We start from the raw sequence: 16920 nt of genomic DNA, 5'->3' as shown, positions 1-16920 counted from the left end.
TATCGTGTCCACCGTGAAGGAACCAACCGGTGCACAACGCTGCCTGCAACAGATCCGGCAGATGATCGTCTCGGGCGAGCTGTTGCCTGGACAGAAGGTTCACCAAAGCGAGCTCGCCGAGCGGTTGAACGTGAGCAGAATTCCGGTCCGCGAGGCACTTTCGACCCTGCAGGCAGAGGGGGTCCTCGAACACAAGTCCAACACCGGGTACACCGTCGCCAGATTCAGCAGTGAAGATCTTTCAGAGCTCTACCTGATGCGACGTCTGCTCGAAACGGAGATCCTGGCGTCGATCGATCTCGGTGGCGTCGACGTCGCCGAGTTGGAAGGAATCCAGGAGCGGGTCGACCAGGCCGAACCGAGCGAGGAGGGACCCGAGTTTCAGGAAGCCAACCGTCAGTTCCACTTCCGCCTGTTCTCGTATTCGCCCCTGAAGCGCGTGCTGCAGGAAGTGGATCGGCTCTGGTATATGTCGGACTTCTACCGCGCCCTGTACATTCACGAACCGTCGTCGAGGCGGCAGGTTTCCGAGGACCACGGCAGGATTCTCCAGGCCGTCCGGGATCAGGATTCGGCCGAACTGATTCGCGCCAGCGACGAACACCGATCTGCTACCGAAGCTCTGGTAGTGAGAAGGCTCGGCCGTGGCCAACCTCGCTGAACCCTGACGAAAGAGCGAACAGTTGCGCGGTATCCGTAGAACTCTCGGATACCGCGCAACTGTAGTCGTGTGAGGGACGAACGCTCAGGGCGCCAGACTGTCACGAAGTTCGTTCTTACGGATCTTCCCCGTCTGGGTCGACGGCAACTCGTCGAGTACGTATACGTCACGTATCTTCTGGTACGGAGCAACCTGCGTGGCAACGTGCTCCATGATCTCGGTGGCAATCTGCTCGACCCGATCGACTGACTCCGAGTCGACCACGACGAAGGCCACCGGAATCTCCCCGGCCAGTTGGTCGGGGGCGCCGACTACAGCCGCCTGCAATACGTCGGGGTGCGAGCACACCAACTCTTCGAGTGGCTGCGGGTAGACGTTGTACCCCTTGTAGATGATCAAGTCCTTGGAGCGCCCACCGATGAACAGGTTGCCCTGCTCGTCACGCCAACCCATGTCTCCGGTATGAAGCCAACCGCCGATGAACTGGCCGGCGCTGAGTTCCGGTTCGTTGTGATATCCGTCGGCGATCTGCGGACCTCGGGCCCAGATCTGACCGGTCTCGCCCGCTGCCAGTACAGCTTCGGTGACTTCGTCGCGGATCTGAATCTCGGTGTCGGGGAAGGGGAGGCCGACGCTCCCCAACGGGGTGGGGCGTTCTTCGCACGGTGAACCCATCGTCAGACCCATTGTTGCTTCGCTGAGCCCGTAGCCTTCGGTGACGAGTGCGTTCGGAAAGACCCCTCGCAGTGTACGGATCGCCGTCGTGTCGAGTGGGGCTGCTCCGGATCCGAGAATCCGAACCGAACCCAGATCGTGCTCACGCAGGGTTCGTGCGCGTAGCAACGCGTAGTACATGGTGGGAGACCCGCCGATGTACGTCACTCGATACCTGTCGACGTCGGCGAGAAATCGGTCCGGATCGAAGCGCGTCCCGAGTACCACCGTGCCACCGAGCAAGGTGGTGAAGTTGTGACTGACCAGACCGAGTCCGTGAAACAGCGGCGCGATCGAGATCGACGCGCCCTCACCCGGAACGATGGAGTAACGCGTCAACGCGCCGTCGATCGGCCGAACGAGAAGTGCCCCGTCGACTAGTTCGGTTCGATGACCGGAGCGCCAACAGGCGGATTGGAGCACGTTGGCCACGAGATTCCGGTGCAGCACTCGTACGGCCTTGGACTTTCCGGTTGTGCCGCCGGTCAATTGCAGGTGAGCAACAAGTTCGGGATCCACCCGGTAGTCGGCCAGCGGTTTCGACGAGGCGAGGTCTGTGATGGAGGTGAGACCTTCGCAATGGCCGGACTGCGCGCCGGCTCCCGGAACCAGTACCAGGATGCGAGGCGGTGTGGACAGTGCGTTGACCTCGATTGCCGTTGCAGCACAAGATGGATGGGTGAAGACGACCTTGGCGTCGACGTCGTCTAGTTGGCGCTTCAATTCGGCCACGGGCTGGGCCGGATTTATCGGAGCCACTGCTGCTCCGGCGCACAGTGCGCTGTAGTACGCGACAATGAACCAGATCGAGTTCGGCATGTGCAGTCCCACGGCGTCACCGGGCTGGACACCGCGCTCCCGCAGGCCCTGCGCTACGCGCAGCGCTTGATCACGCAATTGCGAGTAGGTCAGTGACGTGTCGCCGTCGACGAGCGCGAGGCGGTCCGGGTACGAGCGGGCCGCTCCGGCCAGGATCGCATCGGCACCACAGTCGGGATATTCCAAGCTGCGGGGCAGCCCGAGTGGCCAACTCGAACTCATGTCAGGGCTCTGGATCTCTGTAGCCGTCATCTCAGATCAGCTCGAGAATCGTGGCATTGGCCATTCCGCCGCCTTCGCACATGGACTGCAATCCGTAGCGGATGCCGTTCTCTCGCATGTGATGTACCAGAGTGGTCATCAGACGTGCGCCGGAACCGCCGATCGGATGACCCAGTGCCATCGCGCCACCGTTTGGGTTCATGCGTTCGTAATCGGCGCCGGTCTCACGGAGCCACGCGAGCGACACCGAGGCAAAAGCCTCGTTGATCTCGAATGCGCCGATGTCACCGATCGAGAGACCGGACTTTGCAAGAGCTTTCGCCGTAGCCGGAATCGGACCCTCGAGCATGGTGACCGGATCCGTACCGGTGACCACCGCGGTGTGAATACGCGCGATGGGTGTCCAACCCTGAGACCTCGCGAACTCGCTGGAGGTCACGAGCAGCGCGCCGGAACCGTCGGAGATCTGCGACGAATTACCAGCGGTAATCGAACCATCCTCGGAAAAAGCAGGTTTGAGCGATCCGAGTTTTTCGAGGGTGCCACCGCGGCGCACACCCTCGTCCTTCTCGAAGACACTGCTGCGGCCGTCGGCGTCGGTCACCGTCACAGCAGTGATCTGATCCTTGAAGCGACCTTCGTCGACGGCGGCGGCGGCGCGCTCGTGCGAATCCAGCGCATGCTGATCCAGTTCGGCTCGCGAGATGCCGTACTTTTCGGCAATCATCTGGGCGCCCACGCCCTGGTTGAATCGGATACCGTTGTAGCGCTCCCAGACAAGCGGCCCGTGCGGCTCACCGAAACGTGCGTCCGCACGCGCGGAGCCCATCGGTACAGCGCTCATCATCTCGACGCCGCCCGCGATCGCGACGTCGTACTGGCCGGAGATCACGCCGGCAGCCGCCTGGTGAACTGCCTGCTGAGACGACCCGCACTGGCGATCGACGGTAACCCCGGGCACATGTTCGGGCCAACCGGCCGCCAGGACCGAAGACCGGGCGATGCAACCGGACTGCATCCCGAGCGTGCCGACGCAGCCCCAGATCACGTCGTCCACGAGCGCCGGATCGAGATCTACTCGATCGGCCAAGGCCTCGAGAACATGTGCAGACAGTGAGACTGCATGCATTCGGGAAAGTGCACCGTTTCGTTTACCGACTGCGGTCCGGACGGCGTCGACGATGACTGCGTCACGCATGGGAACTCCTTCGATCGTTCGTGTGACTGGGAAGATCTGGCTCTGGTCTCTACAGACCCATGTCCTTGGCGATGATCGTCTTCATGACTTCGCTTGTACCGCCGTAGATGCGGCTCACACGAGTGTCCGCGTACAGGCGTGCGATCGGGTACTCGAGCATGTAGCCGTAGCCGCCGTGCAATTGCAGGCACTTGTCGATCACGCGCGCGGCGACCTCGGTACCGAACAGCTTGATGCGCGCCGCGTCGGCGGCAGTGAGTTCGCCTGAATCGTCGAGTTCGATGCCGCGATCGGCGAGTGCTTGCGCGGCCTCGACCTCGGCAGAGCACTCGGCGAGAACGAACTTGGTGTTCTGGAACGCTGCGACGGGCTTGCCGAACACCTGGCGTTCCTGGACGTATGCCTTCGCGAATTCGATTGCAGCACGGGCAGATGCCACGCCACGACTGCCGATCGAGAGGCGCTCACGCGGCAGGTTCTGCCCCAGGTACGAGAACCCCTTGTCCTGCTCGCCGAGGAGATCGGCAACCGGAACCTTGACGTCGGTGAATGAAAGCTCGCTGGTGTCACTGGCGCGCAGGCCGAGTTTCTCGAGTTTGCGACCGTATTCGAAGCCGGGTGCGTCGGTGGGAACCACCATCAAGCTCAGGCCGAAGCGGCGGTCGTCCTCTGCAGGCGCGGACGTGCGTGCAACCACCACGCACAGTTCGGAATTGACCGCTCCCGTGATGAATGTCTTCGCCCCGTTCAGCACGTAGTGCGTGCCGTCTTCGGAGAGCTTGGCAGTGGTACGGATGCCGGCCAGATCGGAACCGGTGCCGGGTTCGGTCATGGCGATGCACAGCGTCTTCTCGCCGGTGGCGATCGACGGGAGCCAGCGCTGCTTCTGTTCTTCGTTCGCCAGACGCAAGAGGTACGGCAGGACGATGCCTGTACTGACCGTGTAGTGGCCGAAGCTCACCGCCGCGCGCGAGGTTTCCTCGTCCATCACCGCTTGGAACTTGTAGCTGATCGTGCCGGTTCCGCCGTACTCCTCGGGGATGTCGAAACCCATGACACCGAGATCGCCGAGCTTGTTGAACAACTCTCGTGGGACGCGGTTGTCACGTTCCCAGTCTGCGTAGAACGGAGTGACCTCCTTGGCGATGAACGTGCGGATCGTTTCGCGGAAGTCCTCGTGCTCTTGGGTGAAGAGGTTGCGCTTCATCTCGTTCTGCTTTCTCGTGGAGGGTTAGTTGACCGCGACGACTGCGGAACCGCGCAGTGTCACGGTGCCGTCGGGCAGCGTCATGGTGAGATCGAGGTGACCGAGGCCGTCTTCGACCTTGACGACCGTGCCGGTGCACTGCGGCGTCGAGTTCACCGGGGTGATCGCGGAAAACCGGACAGAGAAGGAACGGATGCGCTCCTGCTCGTAGTTATCGGTGAGAAGTCGTCCGAGGTACGCCATGGACAACATGCCGTGGGCGAAGACGTCGGGAATACCAACTGCCGCACAGGCATCCATGTCGATATGGACGGGATTGTGGTCACCCGAAGCCCCGGCGTACAGAGCCAGTGTGGTGCGAGTGATCTTCGGGACCGTCAGGTCCAGGGCGTCTCCGGTATCCATCTCAGCTCACCTTTTCGTAGAGGGTGACGACTCCGGCACCGCCGAGGCCGAGGTTGTGCTGCAGAGCGAGGGTTGCACCGTCCACCTGACGTGGACCGGCGTCGCCGCGAAGCTGCCATACCAACTCCGTGCATTGGGCGAGACCGGTGGCACCGAGTGGGTGGCCCTTGGACAGAAGGCCGCCGGACGGGTTGACCACCACTCGTCCGCCGTAGGTGTTGTCGCCGCTGAGGATGAACTGCTCTGCGCCGCCCTCTTCCACGAGTCCGAGAGCCTCGTAGCAGAGCACCTCGTTCACCGTGAAGCAGTCGTGAAGCTCGACGACCTTGATATCGCGGGGGTCGACGCCCGAGGCCTCGTAGACGTTGTGAGCCGCCGAAGCGGTGACGTCGTAGCCGACGGCCTTGATCATGCTTCCTTCGTTGAAAGTGCTGGGTAGATCGGACGTCATCGACTGCGCCTTGATCGCGACGTCTGTGCGAAGTCCGTTGGCGCGGGCGAACTCTTCGGAGCAAATGATCGCTGCTGCGGCGCCACATGTGGGTGGGCACGCCTGGTATCGAGTGACCGGGCCGAAGAGTGTCGGCGCTGCCATCACTTCTTCTTCGGTGAGTTGTGTGCGGAACACCGAGTACGGGTTGTCGGCCGAGTGCTTGCGTGCCTTGACCTGGACCTTGGCGAAGGTTTCGGCCCTCATGCCGAACTTCTCCATGTATTCAATACCCGCCACACCGAAGTACTGCGCAGCCCGCGGAACTGATGTGTCGATCCCGGCGGCAGCCTCGAGGACCTCGTCGAAGCGGCCGAGCGGACGCGGGCGATCAGTCCAGGCGCCTTTGAGGGCTCCGGGCTGCATCTGCTCGAAGCCAAGCGCCAGAGCACATTCCACTGCGCCACTTTCGACTGCCTGACGGGCCAGCCAGAGTGCAGTCGAACCGGTGGCGCAGTTGTTGTTGACATTGATCACCGGGATGCCGGTCTCGCCGAGGTTGTACAGCGCTCGCTGGCCGCTCGTGGAATCGCCGTACACATACCCGACATAGGCCTGCTGAACCTTCGAGTACTCGAGGCCCGCATCCTTCAACGCCGCTGTGGCCGCTCTTGCGCCCATGACGTCGTAGTCGTCACTCTTACCTGGTTTGGTGAACGGGATCATGCCGACCCCGGCTACAAATGCTCTGCGGCTCATAGTTTCTCCGAATGATCGAGGGGAGCGGTGTCAGACTCGTCCGCCGTCGACAACCAGGCACTGGCTGTTGACGTAGTCGGACTCCGGTGTGCAGAGCAGGTAAACGGCGCCTGCGGCTTCAACCGGAGTTGCTCCACGGCCGAAGGGGATGGTGGTTGCCATGGCTGCCATGCGGTCGGGATTGACTCCGACACGGATGTCGCGGCCGTCGATCGTGATCTTGGTGTCGGAATCGGCAGTCACCTCGGTCATTCGGGTGACGACGAAGCCGAAGGCGACAGCGTTGACGTTGACCTTGTAACGGCCCCACTCCTTGGCCAGCGTTTTGGTGAGACCGACGACGGCGGCTTTTGCACTGCCGTAATTGGATTGTCCTGCATTGCCGAAGACACCCGAGGTGGACGAAACGTTGACGACCTTGCGGTGGTAGCCGGTGGGATTGGCTTTGACGAACGGCTGAGCGGCACGCAGGATCCGGAACGGTGCCTTGAGGTTGACGTCGAGGATGGTGTCCCACTGCTCGTCGGTCATCTTCTGGATCACACTGTCCCAGGTGTAACCGGCGTTGTTGACGATGACGTCGAGTCCACCGAACGATTCGACAGCAGTGTCCACGAAGCGTTCTGCAAATCCGTCCTCGGCAACGGAGCCGATGCACGAGACGGCCTGTCCGCCTGCGGCCTTGATGTCATGTTCAGTCTGAGCGGCGGGCTCGGGATCGAGGTCGTTGACCACTACCGAGGCGCCTTCGGAGGCGAGCTTGAGAGCGATTTCGCGGCCGATGCCGCGGCCCGAGCCCGAGACGATGGCAACCTTGCCGTCGAGTGTTCCCATGATGCGATCCTTTTCGGTTTCAGCGTGTGGCGGTGACTACGCCGATTTCGGCGAGCACTTCGTCGGTGTGTTGACCGATGACGGGTGCGGGACGCGGGTCATCGGCCGGTGTATCGGAGTAGCGAGGAGCTGGATTCGGTTGGATGTGCCCGTCGCCGAACTTGCCGAACGTGGCACGGAAGGCGTTGTGCGGGTGTGCCGCTGCTTCGTTGAAATTCAACACCGGGGAGACGCAGGCACCCTGCATGTCGAATGCAGAGTCCCATTCGTCGCGGGTACGGGTCGCGAACAATTCGGCGAGTCGGTCAGCCATTGCCGGCCACGCATCTCTGTTGTGCTGTTGTGCGAACAGTGGATCCTCGGTCAGACCGAGCACTCTCATGGTTGCGGCGTAGAACTGTGGCTCCACGCAACCCACAGCCATGAATCCGCCGTCGGCGCAACGATAGTTCCGGTAGAAGGGAGCGCCGCCGTCGAACATGTTCGATGCCCGCTCGTCAACCCAGCGATCACGCGCGAGTAGCCCGTGGATCAAGGCCAACTGGAGGGCGGTGCCGTCGGTCATCGCCGCGTCGACCACTTGTCCGCGGCCGTCGATTCGTGCTCGCAGCATGGCGGTCGTGATACCGAGTGCCAGCAGCATTCCGCCACCGCCCATGTCTCCGACCAGATTGAGCGGAACCGGAGGGACATCCCCGGGGGCTCCCATGGCCCCGAGTGCGCCGGTAAGAGCGATGTAGTTGAGATCGTGGCCTGGTTCATGCGCCAGCGGCCCATCCTGGCCCCACCCGGTCATCCGGCCGTACACGAGCTTCGGGTTCCTGGCCAGGCAGGTGTCCGGGCCGAGCCCCAGACGCTCGGTGACTCCCGGCCGGAAGCCCTCGATGACCGCGTCGGCGGTGTCGATGATCTTCAAGACGGTGTCGACGTCGTGCGGATCCTTGAGATCGAGGGCTACCGAACGCCGGTTGCGATGCAGCACAGGATGTCCGGACTGGTTTCCGGCCTCGGTGCTACGGTCGATCCGGATCACGTCGGCGCCTTGATCGGCAAGTAGCATTCCGCAGAACGGGCCGGGACCGATACCGCCGAGTTCGACGATGCGAAGGCCCGCGAGCGGACCGCTTGGACTGGCGTCAGTCGTCATGGAAATAGGCATCTTTCGCTGGTAGGGAGACTAGCGCGAGCCGGCATCGACGGTCAGGCACTGTCCGCTGACGTAGTCGGTGTCCTGCGTGCAGAGCACGTACACAGCGCCGGCAGCTTCTGTGGGAGTACCTGGGCGTCCGAGCGGGTTGGACGTCTTGACTCGTTCCATGACAGCGGCGCTGACACCGGCCTTGATCTTGCGGCCACCGATTTCGACAAACGAATCGTCGCCGGCAACCGCTTCGGTCATGCGAGTCAGGATGAACCCGTAGGCAACCGCGTTGACGTTGACCTTGTAGCGACCCCACTCTTTGGCGAGAGTCTTTGTCAGTCCGACGATTCCGGCCTTTGCAGCTGCGTAGTTGGACTGTCCGGGGTTTCCGTAGAGACCGGCCACCGAGGAGATGTTGACGACCTTGCGGTGGTAGTCGGTGGGGTTGGCCTTGATGTACGGCTGGGCGGCTCGAAGGATGCGGAAAGGCGCCTTCAAATGGACGTCGAGAATGGTGTCCCACTGCTCGTCGGTCATCTTCTGGATGACGGTGTCCCAGGTGTATCCGGCGTTGTTGACGATGATGTCGAGTCCGTCGAACGCATCGATCGCGGTGCCGACAAAACGTTCTGCGAAATCGTCGTCCGTCACGGATCCGACGCAAGCGATTGCGTGTCCGCCGGCGGCCTTGATGTCTTCGACCGTTTCGTGGGCTGGTTCGGGATCGAGGTCGTTGACCACTACGGATGCGCCTTCGGAAGCAAGGCGGAGTGCGATGTCGCGGCCGATTCCGCGGCCGGAACCGGAGACGATGGCGACCTTGCCGTCGAGAGTGCCCATGTTCAATGTCCTTGCAGTCTAGGTTGAATGAGTGTTTTCAAGCTCGGGGATCACGGATGACCGTGGTGGAGCGGAGGGTTGCTATCGCTTCTCCCTCACGTGTCACCTCGGTGGTGCGAACCAGGAACTGCAGTGCACCACCCTTTTTCGCGTAGCAATCCGTGACCGCAGTGGAGAAATGGAGGGTGTCGCCTGCATAAGCGGTCTGGAGATAGGTGAACTCCTGCTCGCCGTGCAGGATCGTCCGTATGTCGATTCCGAGATCTGCGTAGAACGTGGACGGATTCGGCCGCTCCATGTCGAGGCAGAACAAGAACGTCGGCGGGACGGGAATGTCGCGGTGTCCGGCCTGCTCGGCGGCGTTCCGGTCGGTGTAGATCGGGTCGTCCTGACCGGTGGCGCGCGCGAAGAAGGCGAGCCGTCCGCGCTCGACCTCCACCGAGTGTTCGGGAATGCGGGTGCCGATGACTCCGGCGTCGAGGCTGGTCATGACAAACTCCTCGGAATCTGGGCGAAAGTGTCCGCCAGCTGATGAATGAGTTTCGAATCGCGGTTAGCGCATATTCACTTTGACCGAGATAGGTGCAGTTGTCAAGGAATTTGAAAACTCCCTGCAAGTGATGGTCGGTTCCGCGCCCGGCTCGGAGATTGGCTACTCCGGCACTGCGGCCGATGCACGCAGATCGCGTTTGAGTACCTTGCCGGCACCGTTGACCGGCAACGCGTCGACGAACTGGAAGGTGCGAGGAACTTTGTACCCGGCGATGAGGGTCTTCACATGCGCGCGCAGTGCGTCGGCGTCGACGGTCGATTCCGCTCGAAGAACTACTACGGCATGCACGCGTTCGCCCCACCGGGAATCGGGTAGTCCGATGACAGAGCATGCTGCCACGGATTCGTGTCGAGCCAAGGCGTTTTCGACCTCGGTGGAGTAGACGTTCTCGCCGCCGGTGACGATCATGTCCTTGATGCGATCGACGATGAACAGGTAACCACGCTCGTCGAGGTATCCCGCATCGCCCGTGTGCATCCATCCGTCGCGTAGTACCTCGGCGGTCTCGGTCGGTTTGTTCCAGTATCCGAGCATGATGTGACTGCCGAACGTGACGATTTCGCCAATCTCTCCCGGAGGCAGTTCCGTTCCGGCCGGATCGACGATCCGGACTTCGCAGTGCGGGAGAATGCGACCGGCGCTTCGGAGCAACTCGCCGCCTTCCAGGTGGTCGGCGGGGCTGAGAACACTGATGTGGGCGGTTTCCGTCATCCCGTAGCCCTGCGCGAAGGCGCTGTTGGGGAACATGTGCATGACTTGACCCAGGAGCGTCGGAGAAATGGGGGATGCACCGTATCTCAGGACCCGAACACTGGTCAGATCGTAGGAAGTCGTGTCCTCGTGCGAGATCAACATCTGAAGCATCGTCGGGACCAGGCCGACAGTCGTCGGCCGATGGCGGTCGACTGCTTCGAGAAATACGCCCGGACTGAATCTCGACAGGAAGACCTGAGTCCCGCCCATCAACGACTGCGCCAACCATCCGACTATCCCCGCGATGTGGAACAGAGGGTTGACCGCGAGGTTCACTCCGCCGCTGACGGCGACATTTCCCGCGGCGAGCGTGCCCAAAGCCGAAGTGATCAGAGATTGATGGCTGACCATCACACCCTTCGGCACGCCCGTCGTGCCGCCGGTGTAGAGAAGAAGCGCCAAGGTCTCGCCACCGACGCGTAGATCGGCAACGGGAGTCGATTCCGAGATCACCAGTTCGTAGTCGAGCATTCCTTCGGGAACCTGTCCTTCGCCGCAGTAGATCACGGTTGCCAGACTTGGGCACGATTCGCGAAGTGCGATCGCGATGGAAGCGAAGTTGTCGTCTACCAGTAGGAAGGTCGAGCCGGAATCCTCGAGCGCGTACGTGATTTCCGCTGGGCTCCAACGAGTATTGACGGGACTGGCCACTGCTCCCGACCACCAACAGGCGATCAGCGCCTCGTGGTACCAGTCCGAATTCAATGCCAGAATCGCGACGCGATCGCCGGGTTGCAAACCCATCGCCTGCATTCCACCCGCCAGCTTCGCGATTCGCTCGACCGATTCCCGGCAGCTTCGGACTCGATCGCCGAACACCGTCATCGGGGTTTCCGGGGCCTGCCGCAATGATCGGTGAACGAATTGAGTCAGTTGCATGTGCTTCCTCCAAGGGTCCGGGCGCGTGGCCTGATTCAGATCAGTTCCAGGATCATGGCATTGGCCTGACCGCCAGCCTCGCACATCGCCTGCAATCCGTACCGAATACCGTTGTCGCGCATGTGGTGTACGAGAGTCGTCGTCAAGCGTGCGCCGGAACCGCCGAGGGGATGGCCAAGTGCCATCGCTCCGCCGAGGGGATTGAGCTTGGTGTAGTCGGCTCCGGTCGATTGCAGCCAAGCCAGAGTGACCGATGCGAATGCCTCGTTGATCTCGAATGCCCCGATGTCGGACAGTGACAGTCCCGAACGCTCGAGCGCCTTGGCGGTGGCCGGAATGGGGCCGGTAGCCATGGTAATCGGGTCGACGCCTGCCAACGCCACGGTGTGGACTCGGGCGATCGGCTTCCACCCTCTGCGTGCCGCCAATGCGCTACTGGTGACCAGCAGCGCAGCGGCGCCGTCGGAGATCTGTGACGAGTTTGCAGCGGTGATACGTCCGTCGTCCTTGAACGGGGTGGGGAGCGCGCCCAATCGCTCGAGAGTCGACCCGCGCCGGACGCCCTCGTCGGTGTCGACGACGGACACGGTGCCGTCCTCGGACGTCGTCTTGACCGGGCTGATCTGATTCTCGAAGGCGCCCGAGTCGATGGCCGCGGCGGCTCGCTCGTGAGAGTCGAGTGCATGCTGATCCAGTTGGGTTCGGGTCAGCCCGAAGTTCTCGGCGATCATTTCTGCGCCCACACCCTGGTTGAACTCCACTCCGTTGTATCGCCGGCGGACCAGCGGGCCGAACGGCTTGCCGAATTGGGTGGCGCTGCGTGCGGAGCCGATGGGGACGCGGCTCATGCTTTCGACGCCACCGGCGACGGCGATGTCGTAGTGGCCACTGATGATTCCGGCCGCGGCGAAATGCAAGGACTGCTGCGAGGATCCGCATGCCCGGTCCACGGTCACACCGGTGACCGATTCTGGCCAGCCCGCGGCGAGCACGGCGTATCGGCCGACGCCGCCGGCTTGCTCACCGACCTGGCTGACGCAGCCCCACAAGACGTCATCGACTGTGCTCGGGTCGAGATCGTTGCGTTCGCTCAGGGCGCGAAGGACATGCGCGGACAGGTCGACCGGGTGGACCCCGGACAGCCCTCCGTTCCGCTTTCCGATCGGTGTGCGAACTGCGTCGACGATGACAGCGTCGTTCATGGCGTGCTCCTTCGTTAGTGACTTTGAGGTCGGTGTCTTCGTGTGCGATGGGAGTAAGTGAATATGCGCTAACTATGGAATCGACAGCGACCAGATTCGATACTTGGTGTTCCGTCAAGTTATGACAAATTCACATTATCTGCCGAATTGCTTGCTGGGAAGCTGTTTTAGTGGTTGAATTCTGCTCAGTTCACGATGTGATGCCCATCACCGTCTCGGTCATGTCGGGCGTCGATGGCGAAGCCGTGGCGAATCTTCCCTTACCAGTTCAAGGAGATTTAGTGGTACTCGAACAGCAGGTGAACCGGCCTCGGGCCAAGTTCGGAGAAGCAGGCGAATCCAGGACAGTGGCCTGGGGGATGACCAGCGTGCTGGTCGCCATGTACGTCATCAACTTTGCCGACAAAGCAGTTCTCGGCATCATCGCTCAGCCCTTGGCCAAGGAGTTGGGACTCTCCGCTTCCGACATCGGTCTGACCGGTAGTGCCTTTTTTCTGATGCTCTCGCTCGGTGGCTTGTTCTCGGGCGCCCTCGACAAGTGGCTCGGACTGCGCTGGGCGCTCGTCCTGCTGGTGGTCCTGTGGTCCGTGGCGATGTTGCCCCTCATTCTCTCGGCCAGCTTCGTGACCCTGCTGGTGAGTCGGATGATTCTCGGCTTCGCCGAAGGGCCGAACTCGCCCCTGCTGTTCTCCGCCGCGTACTCCTGGCATGCGCCGGCGCGGCGCGGGCTGCCAGGAGCAGTTCTGACTTGCTCGGCATCGATCGCGAAGATTGCGATCGCGCCCATTCTCGCGTACGTCGCGGTCACCTGGGGCTGGCGCTCTGCGCTGGTCGCATTGGCGATCGCGGGGGTCTTGTGGGCTGCGCTGTGGCTGGCGGTGTGGAAGGAGGGTCCGTACGGACGAACTGGCAACTCGGGTAAGGCCGATGATGCCGACTCGAGCCCTGACGGCTCGGATCGCGAAACGGCATCGGCGCCCGTGACTGACGCTGAGCCGGCTGTGCCTTGGTTGCACATCTTCCGCACCCGCACCTTCATCGGCGGTGTTCTGCTCATTGCAGCCGCCTATGCACTGGCAGCGGTAGTCCTCACCTGGTTGCCGTCGTACTTCGAACTGGGCCTCGGTTATTCGCGCCTCCAGGCTGGATCGATGTTCTCCATCCCCAGCCTCATCGGCCTTGCGATCATGTTGAGCAGCACGTGGCTCAGCGACAGGCTCATCACCAAAGGCGTCAGCATGCGGGCTGCTCGGGTGGTCTTTCCTGCGGTCGGCATGCTGATCGGCGGTACGATGTTGGTCTTCCTGCCGTTCGTCAGTACGCCTGTCACGGCTGTGTTCATGGTGTCCTTGGGCTACGCGATATGCACTCCGGTACTACCGCTTCTCAATGCCTGTGTGAGCGAATTGTGCCCGCCGAAGCAAATTTCCGGGGTACTCGGGGTGTTCTTGTCGCTCATGGCATTCGGTGGTTTCATCGCGCCGTACATGATGGGACGCATCGTCGACGCGGCCGGCGACGGTGGCGACGGCTACGCAACCGCCTTCCAGATCCTCGGTGGGGTTGCGCTCGTCGTGGCCGTTGTCGGCATCGTCATCATCGATCCTGCCCGTGACAAGAACTTGGTGCGCCCCAACGCTCCCGTTGTTGCTGCCCGATAGGCCGATCGCGATGACCTTCGTACTCGATCATCATGTATCGCCTGACTTCGAGAGCCTACTCACTTTGGAAGAATTGAGCAGCAACGAGTTTCGCGGCTACTGCCATGCCGGGCATCCGAGGAGGGCGTTCGGCGGGCAGGTGGCAGCTCAGGCGCTGACCGCCGCGGGCAGTACCGTTCCAGCAGAGAATCTTGCGCACTCGCTGCACGGTTATTTCCTCAGCGCGGGCGATCCCACCAAACCGATCGTCTACGAGGTGGAGCGACTCCGAGACGGGCGATCGTATCGCTCCCGTCGAGTCACTGCGAGACAAGATGGCGAACCGATCTTCACGTTGTCGGCCTCCTTCAAACTGCCCGAAGGCGGCGCGGATCGGCAGTTGGAGATGCCCGAAGTGCTGCCACCCGAGGAACTTCCGGATCCGTACGAGCACTGGGCGCAAGAGCGGCCTGAGGAGTACCACGCCGCGACAACAGTGCGAGTGATGTCCCTGCGCTTCGTTCCGCAGGATCGGATATCGGACCACCGTGCAGTACAGGGACTTTCAGAGCAGACGGTGTGGCTCAAACCCGCTCAGGCCTTGCCCGACAATCCGTTGCTTCACGTCTGCGCCCTCACGTACGGCTCCGACATGACATTGGCGTCGACAGCGTCATTGGACATCCAACCGCATCGCTCGATGCTCAAGGGTCAATCCAGGGCGATCGTGACTTCCCTCGATCACGCTGTGTGGTTCCATCGACCCTTCCGTGCTGACGACTGGATGCTCTTCTCTCAGAGCAGCCCATCGTCCTGTGACGGTCGGGGGCTGTCGAGTGGGCACTTCTGGAGTAGGCAAGGAGATTTGATAGCCACTGTCGTTCAAGAGTCGCTGGTCCGCCGGATCGACTAGAAGATTCATTCCATCCATACCGAACAGCTGGAGGTTCTACTCATGACGCTCGCCTGGCCGACCGATATGCCTCGATGCCTCGACTATCCGACGGTGGGGATCGACGCAGTTCTGGCAGGAGCTGCTCGCGCCTACCCTGACCGAATTGCGCTGCAAGACGGCGATCTTGCACTCACCTTCGCCGAGTTACACGACCAAGCACGACGAGCGGCCGGGGGATTGCGTGCACTGGGAGTACAACCGGGAGACGTCGTGGCGCTCCATATGCAGAACAACCTGTGGTATGTCGTGGTGTACTACGGGGTGCTGTGCGCGGGTGCTGCTGTGGCGCCGGTCAATCCGACTCTCCCGCCCGCCGGTCTCCACGATCAGTTGGATGATGTGAAGGCGCGGATGGTCATCTCGCATCCCGAATCCGTCGGCATCGTTCTGGCGGCGGATACACAGTGTGTCGATGAAGTGGTGTGTGTATCCACGACACCCTCAGCGCCGGCGACTGAAACGGCTCTGCCGGAGCGAGTCCTTGCATTCGACGATTTACTGCAAGCGCAACCGTTGGCGTCGTACCGCGTGGATCCGGAACTCGTCGCTCATCTGCAGCTGACCGGTGGTACGACCGGACGCTCCAAAGCTGTTCGCGTACTGAATCGTAACCTCGTTTCGAATGTGATCCAGATGGCGTCCTGGCGATCCGGGCTACTCACCGAACTCGACGAACTCGGTGGGCTTCGAATGCAGTCGGCCGCGGATCGCGGTCCGCATGCGCTGGTCCCGGGCGAAGGCGTCAACATCGCAGTGGCACCACTCTTTCACGGTCTGGGCTTGGTCGGACAGAACGTCAGCACACTGCTCGGTTCGACCGTTGTCTTCACCGGGCGCTTCGATCCGGACCGGATGTTGGCGGACATCGAGCGCCTCGGCGTCACGCACATCACCGGCTCGCCCGCGATGTACTACGCGTTGTTGGCGAGCAGCAAGATCGGAGCGCACGATTTGTCCTCCGTGCGTGCGATCAATTCCGGTGCAGCCCCGTTCGACACGACCTCGCTGCGGAGCCTGCAATCGATTTTCGGCAACGCTTGGGTCACAGAGGGATACGGGTTGAGCGAAGCGACGATGGGCCTGACCGGTGCGCCTTTGAACAGTCTTGTCGCGACGCCGCCGGACAGCGTCGGCGTCGCGATATTCGACACCGAACTCGAGATCCGAGACGAGAATTCGGCGGTCCTCGGGCCCGGCGAGGTCGGTGAGGTCTGGGCTCGCGGGCCGCAGATCACCGACGGGTACCAGAATCAGCCGGAACTGACTGCGGTTCAGTTCCGCGGTGGTTGGCTCGCGACCGGCGACATGGGGCGACTGGACGAGGCGGGGCACCTTTTCCTGGTGGGGCGGTCGAAGGACATGATCATCTACAAGGGCTACAACGTCTATCCGCAGCCGCTCGAAGAGATTCTGTGTTCGCACCCTGCTGTTGCGCAGGCGGCCGTCGTCGGTGAGAAGGCGCCAGTGGTTGGTGAACGTGTGACTGCCTTCGTTCAGTTGAACCACGACTTTGCGTCCAAGTCTGCGTCGGACCCGCAATTGCTCGAACGGGAGTTGACGGACTACGTGGCTGCGAAGGTGGCCCCGTATCAGAAGGTGCGTTCGATCAGGTTCGTCGAGCGGCTACCCGTCACCGCAACGGGAAAGATACAGAAGAACGAGCTGCGGAAAAGTCTCGCCGCCGACGCAATCTAGGACGATCGTCCAG

The 16920-nt window shown here is 62.0% G+C and carries 15 protein-coding genes; 4 read left to right on the top strand and 11 right to left on the bottom strand.

Features of this window, described 5'->3' with window-relative positions; genetic code table 11:
- Window positions 1-13 precede the first annotated feature (13 nt).
- Window positions 14-661: a GntR family transcriptional regulator gene (locus ACYP01_RS03485; protein ID WP_459678669.1), complete on the top strand. Its 648-nt coding sequence runs from the start codon at window positions 14-16 to the stop codon at window positions 659-661.
- 84 nt (window positions 662-745) lie between these two features.
- Here ACYP01_RS03485 and ACYP01_RS03480 read toward each other — a convergent pair whose 3' ends face one another.
- The 11 genes from ACYP01_RS03480 to ACYP01_RS03430 all read right to left on the bottom strand — a co-directional run bounded on the left by ACYP01_RS03480 (window position 746) and on the right by ACYP01_RS03430 (window position 12617).
- Complete coding sequence (locus ACYP01_RS03480; RefSeq protein WP_459678668.1) at window positions 746-2446, bottom strand: class I adenylate-forming enzyme family protein; 1701 nt, start codon at window positions 2444-2446, stop codon at window positions 746-748.
- 1 nt (window position 2447) lies between these two features.
- Window positions 2448-3614: a thiolase family protein gene (locus ACYP01_RS03475; RefSeq protein ID WP_459678666.1), complete on the bottom strand. Its 1167-nt coding sequence runs from the start codon at window positions 3612-3614 to the stop codon at window positions 2448-2450.
- A 49-nt stretch (window positions 3615-3663) separates the two neighbouring features.
- Window positions 3664-4821 carry an acyl-CoA dehydrogenase family protein gene (locus ACYP01_RS03470; protein ID WP_054825171.1) on the bottom strand — a complete coding sequence of 386 codons (1158 nt, stop codon included), beginning with the start codon at window positions 4819-4821 and terminating at the stop codon, window positions 3664-3666.
- A 24-nt stretch (window positions 4822-4845) separates the two neighbouring features.
- Window positions 4846-5226, bottom strand: coding sequence for a MaoC/PaaZ C-terminal domain-containing protein (locus ACYP01_RS03465; protein ID WP_459678664.1), 381 nt, complete (start codon window positions 5224-5226; stop codon window positions 4846-4848).
- A gap of 1 nt (window position 5227) precedes the next feature.
- Window positions 5228-6415: a lipid-transfer protein gene (locus ACYP01_RS03460; protein WP_065455237.1), complete on the bottom strand. Its 1188-nt coding sequence runs from the start codon at window positions 6413-6415 to the stop codon at window positions 5228-5230.
- A 30-nt stretch (window positions 6416-6445) separates the two neighbouring features.
- On the bottom strand, window positions 6446-7249 hold the full coding sequence (locus ACYP01_RS03455) for an SDR family NAD(P)-dependent oxidoreductase (protein ID WP_003940160.1): 804 nt from the start codon (window positions 7247-7249) through the stop codon (window positions 6446-6448).
- Window positions 7250-7268: 19 nt separating this feature from the next.
- On the bottom strand, window positions 7269-8396 hold the full coding sequence (locus tag ACYP01_RS03450) for a CaiB/BaiF CoA transferase family protein (RefSeq protein ID WP_099697573.1): 1128 nt from the start codon (window positions 8394-8396) through the stop codon (window positions 7269-7271).
- A gap of 30 nt (window positions 8397-8426) precedes the next feature.
- The gene (locus ACYP01_RS03445) at window positions 8427-9230 is read right to left on the bottom strand and encodes an SDR family NAD(P)-dependent oxidoreductase (protein ID WP_003939967.1); all 804 of its coding nucleotides are present in this window, start codon (window positions 9228-9230) and stop codon (window positions 8427-8429) included.
- Between the two features lie 37 nt (window positions 9231-9267).
- Entirely contained in the window at window positions 9268-9720 is a 453-nt protein-coding gene (locus ACYP01_RS03440) for a MaoC family dehydratase N-terminal domain-containing protein (protein WP_003940513.1), read from the bottom strand.
- Between the two features lie 162 nt (window positions 9721-9882).
- Window positions 9883-11415 (bottom strand): acyl-CoA synthetase, encoded by a 1533-nt coding sequence (locus ACYP01_RS03435; RefSeq protein WP_459678663.1) that lies wholly within the window; start codon window positions 11413-11415, stop codon window positions 9883-9885.
- A 35-nt stretch (window positions 11416-11450) separates the two neighbouring features.
- Complete coding sequence (locus tag ACYP01_RS03430; protein ID WP_378531829.1) at window positions 11451-12617, bottom strand: thiolase family protein; 1167 nt, start codon at window positions 12615-12617, stop codon at window positions 11451-11453.
- Between the two features lie 221 nt (window positions 12618-12838).
- Here ACYP01_RS03430 and ACYP01_RS03425 point away from each other — a divergent pair, with 221 nt between their 5' ends.
- The 3 genes from ACYP01_RS03425 to ACYP01_RS03415 are packed head-to-tail and all read left to right on the top strand — an operon-like array spanning window position 12839 to window position 16907.
- Window positions 12839-14278 (top strand): MFS transporter, encoded by a 1440-nt coding sequence (locus tag ACYP01_RS03425; RefSeq protein ID WP_459678662.1) that lies wholly within the window; start codon window positions 12839-12841, stop codon window positions 14276-14278.
- Between the two features lie 10 nt (window positions 14279-14288).
- Entirely contained in the window at window positions 14289-15170 is an 882-nt protein-coding gene (locus ACYP01_RS03420) for an acyl-CoA thioesterase (RefSeq protein WP_459678661.1), read from the top strand.
- Between the two features lie 42 nt (window positions 15171-15212).
- Entirely contained in the window at window positions 15213-16907 is a 1695-nt protein-coding gene (locus ACYP01_RS03415; RefSeq protein ID WP_459678660.1) for a class I adenylate-forming enzyme family protein, read from the top strand.
- Window positions 16908-16920 lie beyond the last annotated feature (13 nt).

Source organism: Rhodococcus sp. no. 34 (genome assembly GCF_054589475.1).
Note: the sequence above shows the minus strand (reverse complement) of the source record. Positions and strands in the feature narration are given on the sequence as shown.

Excerpts from the sequence above, each read along its gene's own strand:
- ACYP01_RS03480 (WP_459678668.1), bottom strand. The coding sequence starts at position 2,446 with ATGACGGCTACAGAGATCCAGAGCCCTGACATGAGTTCGAGTTGGCCA.
- ACYP01_RS03475 (WP_459678666.1), bottom strand. The coding sequence starts at position 3,614 with ATGCGTGACGCAGTCATCGTCGACGCCGTCCGGACCGCAGTCGGTAAA.
- ACYP01_RS03470 (WP_054825171.1), bottom strand. The coding sequence starts at position 4,821 with ATGAAGCGCAACCTCTTCACCCAAGAGCACGAGGACTTCCGCGAAACG.
- ACYP01_RS03465 (WP_459678664.1), bottom strand. The coding sequence starts at position 5,226 with ATGGATACCGGAGACGCCCTGGACCTGACGGTCCCGAAGATCACTCGC.
- ACYP01_RS03460 (WP_065455237.1), bottom strand. The coding sequence starts at position 6,415 with ATGAGCCGCAGAGCATTTGTAGCCGGGGTCGGCATGATCCCGTTCACC.
- ACYP01_RS03455 (WP_003940160.1), bottom strand. The coding sequence starts at position 7,249 with ATGGGAACACTCGACGGCAAGGTTGCCATCGTCTCGGGCTCGGGCCGC.
- ACYP01_RS03450 (WP_099697573.1), bottom strand. The coding sequence starts at position 8,396 with ATGACGACTGACGCCAGTCCAAGCGGTCCGCTCGCGGGCCTTCGCATC.
- ACYP01_RS03445 (WP_003939967.1), bottom strand. The coding sequence starts at position 9,230 with ATGGGCACTCTCGACGGCAAGGTCGCCATCGTCTCCGGTTCCGGCCGC.
- ACYP01_RS03440 (WP_003940513.1), bottom strand. The coding sequence starts at position 9,720 with ATGACCAGCCTCGACGCCGGAGTCATCGGCACCCGCATTCCCGAACAC.
- ACYP01_RS03435 (WP_459678663.1), bottom strand. The coding sequence starts at position 11,415 with ATGCAACTGACTCAATTCGTTCACCGATCATTGCGGCAGGCCCCGGAA.
- ACYP01_RS03430 (WP_378531829.1), bottom strand. The coding sequence starts at position 12,617 with ATGAACGACGCTGTCATCGTCGACGCAGTTCGCACACCGATCGGAAAG.
- ACYP01_RS03425 (WP_459678662.1), top strand. The coding sequence starts at position 12,839 with ATGTCGGGCGTCGATGGCGAAGCCGTGGCGAATCTTCCCTTACCAGTT.
- ACYP01_RS03420 (WP_459678661.1), top strand. The coding sequence starts at position 14,289 with ATGACCTTCGTACTCGATCATCATGTATCGCCTGACTTCGAGAGCCTA.
- ACYP01_RS03415 (WP_459678660.1), top strand. The coding sequence starts at position 15,213 with ATGACGCTCGCCTGGCCGACCGATATGCCTCGATGCCTCGACTATCCG.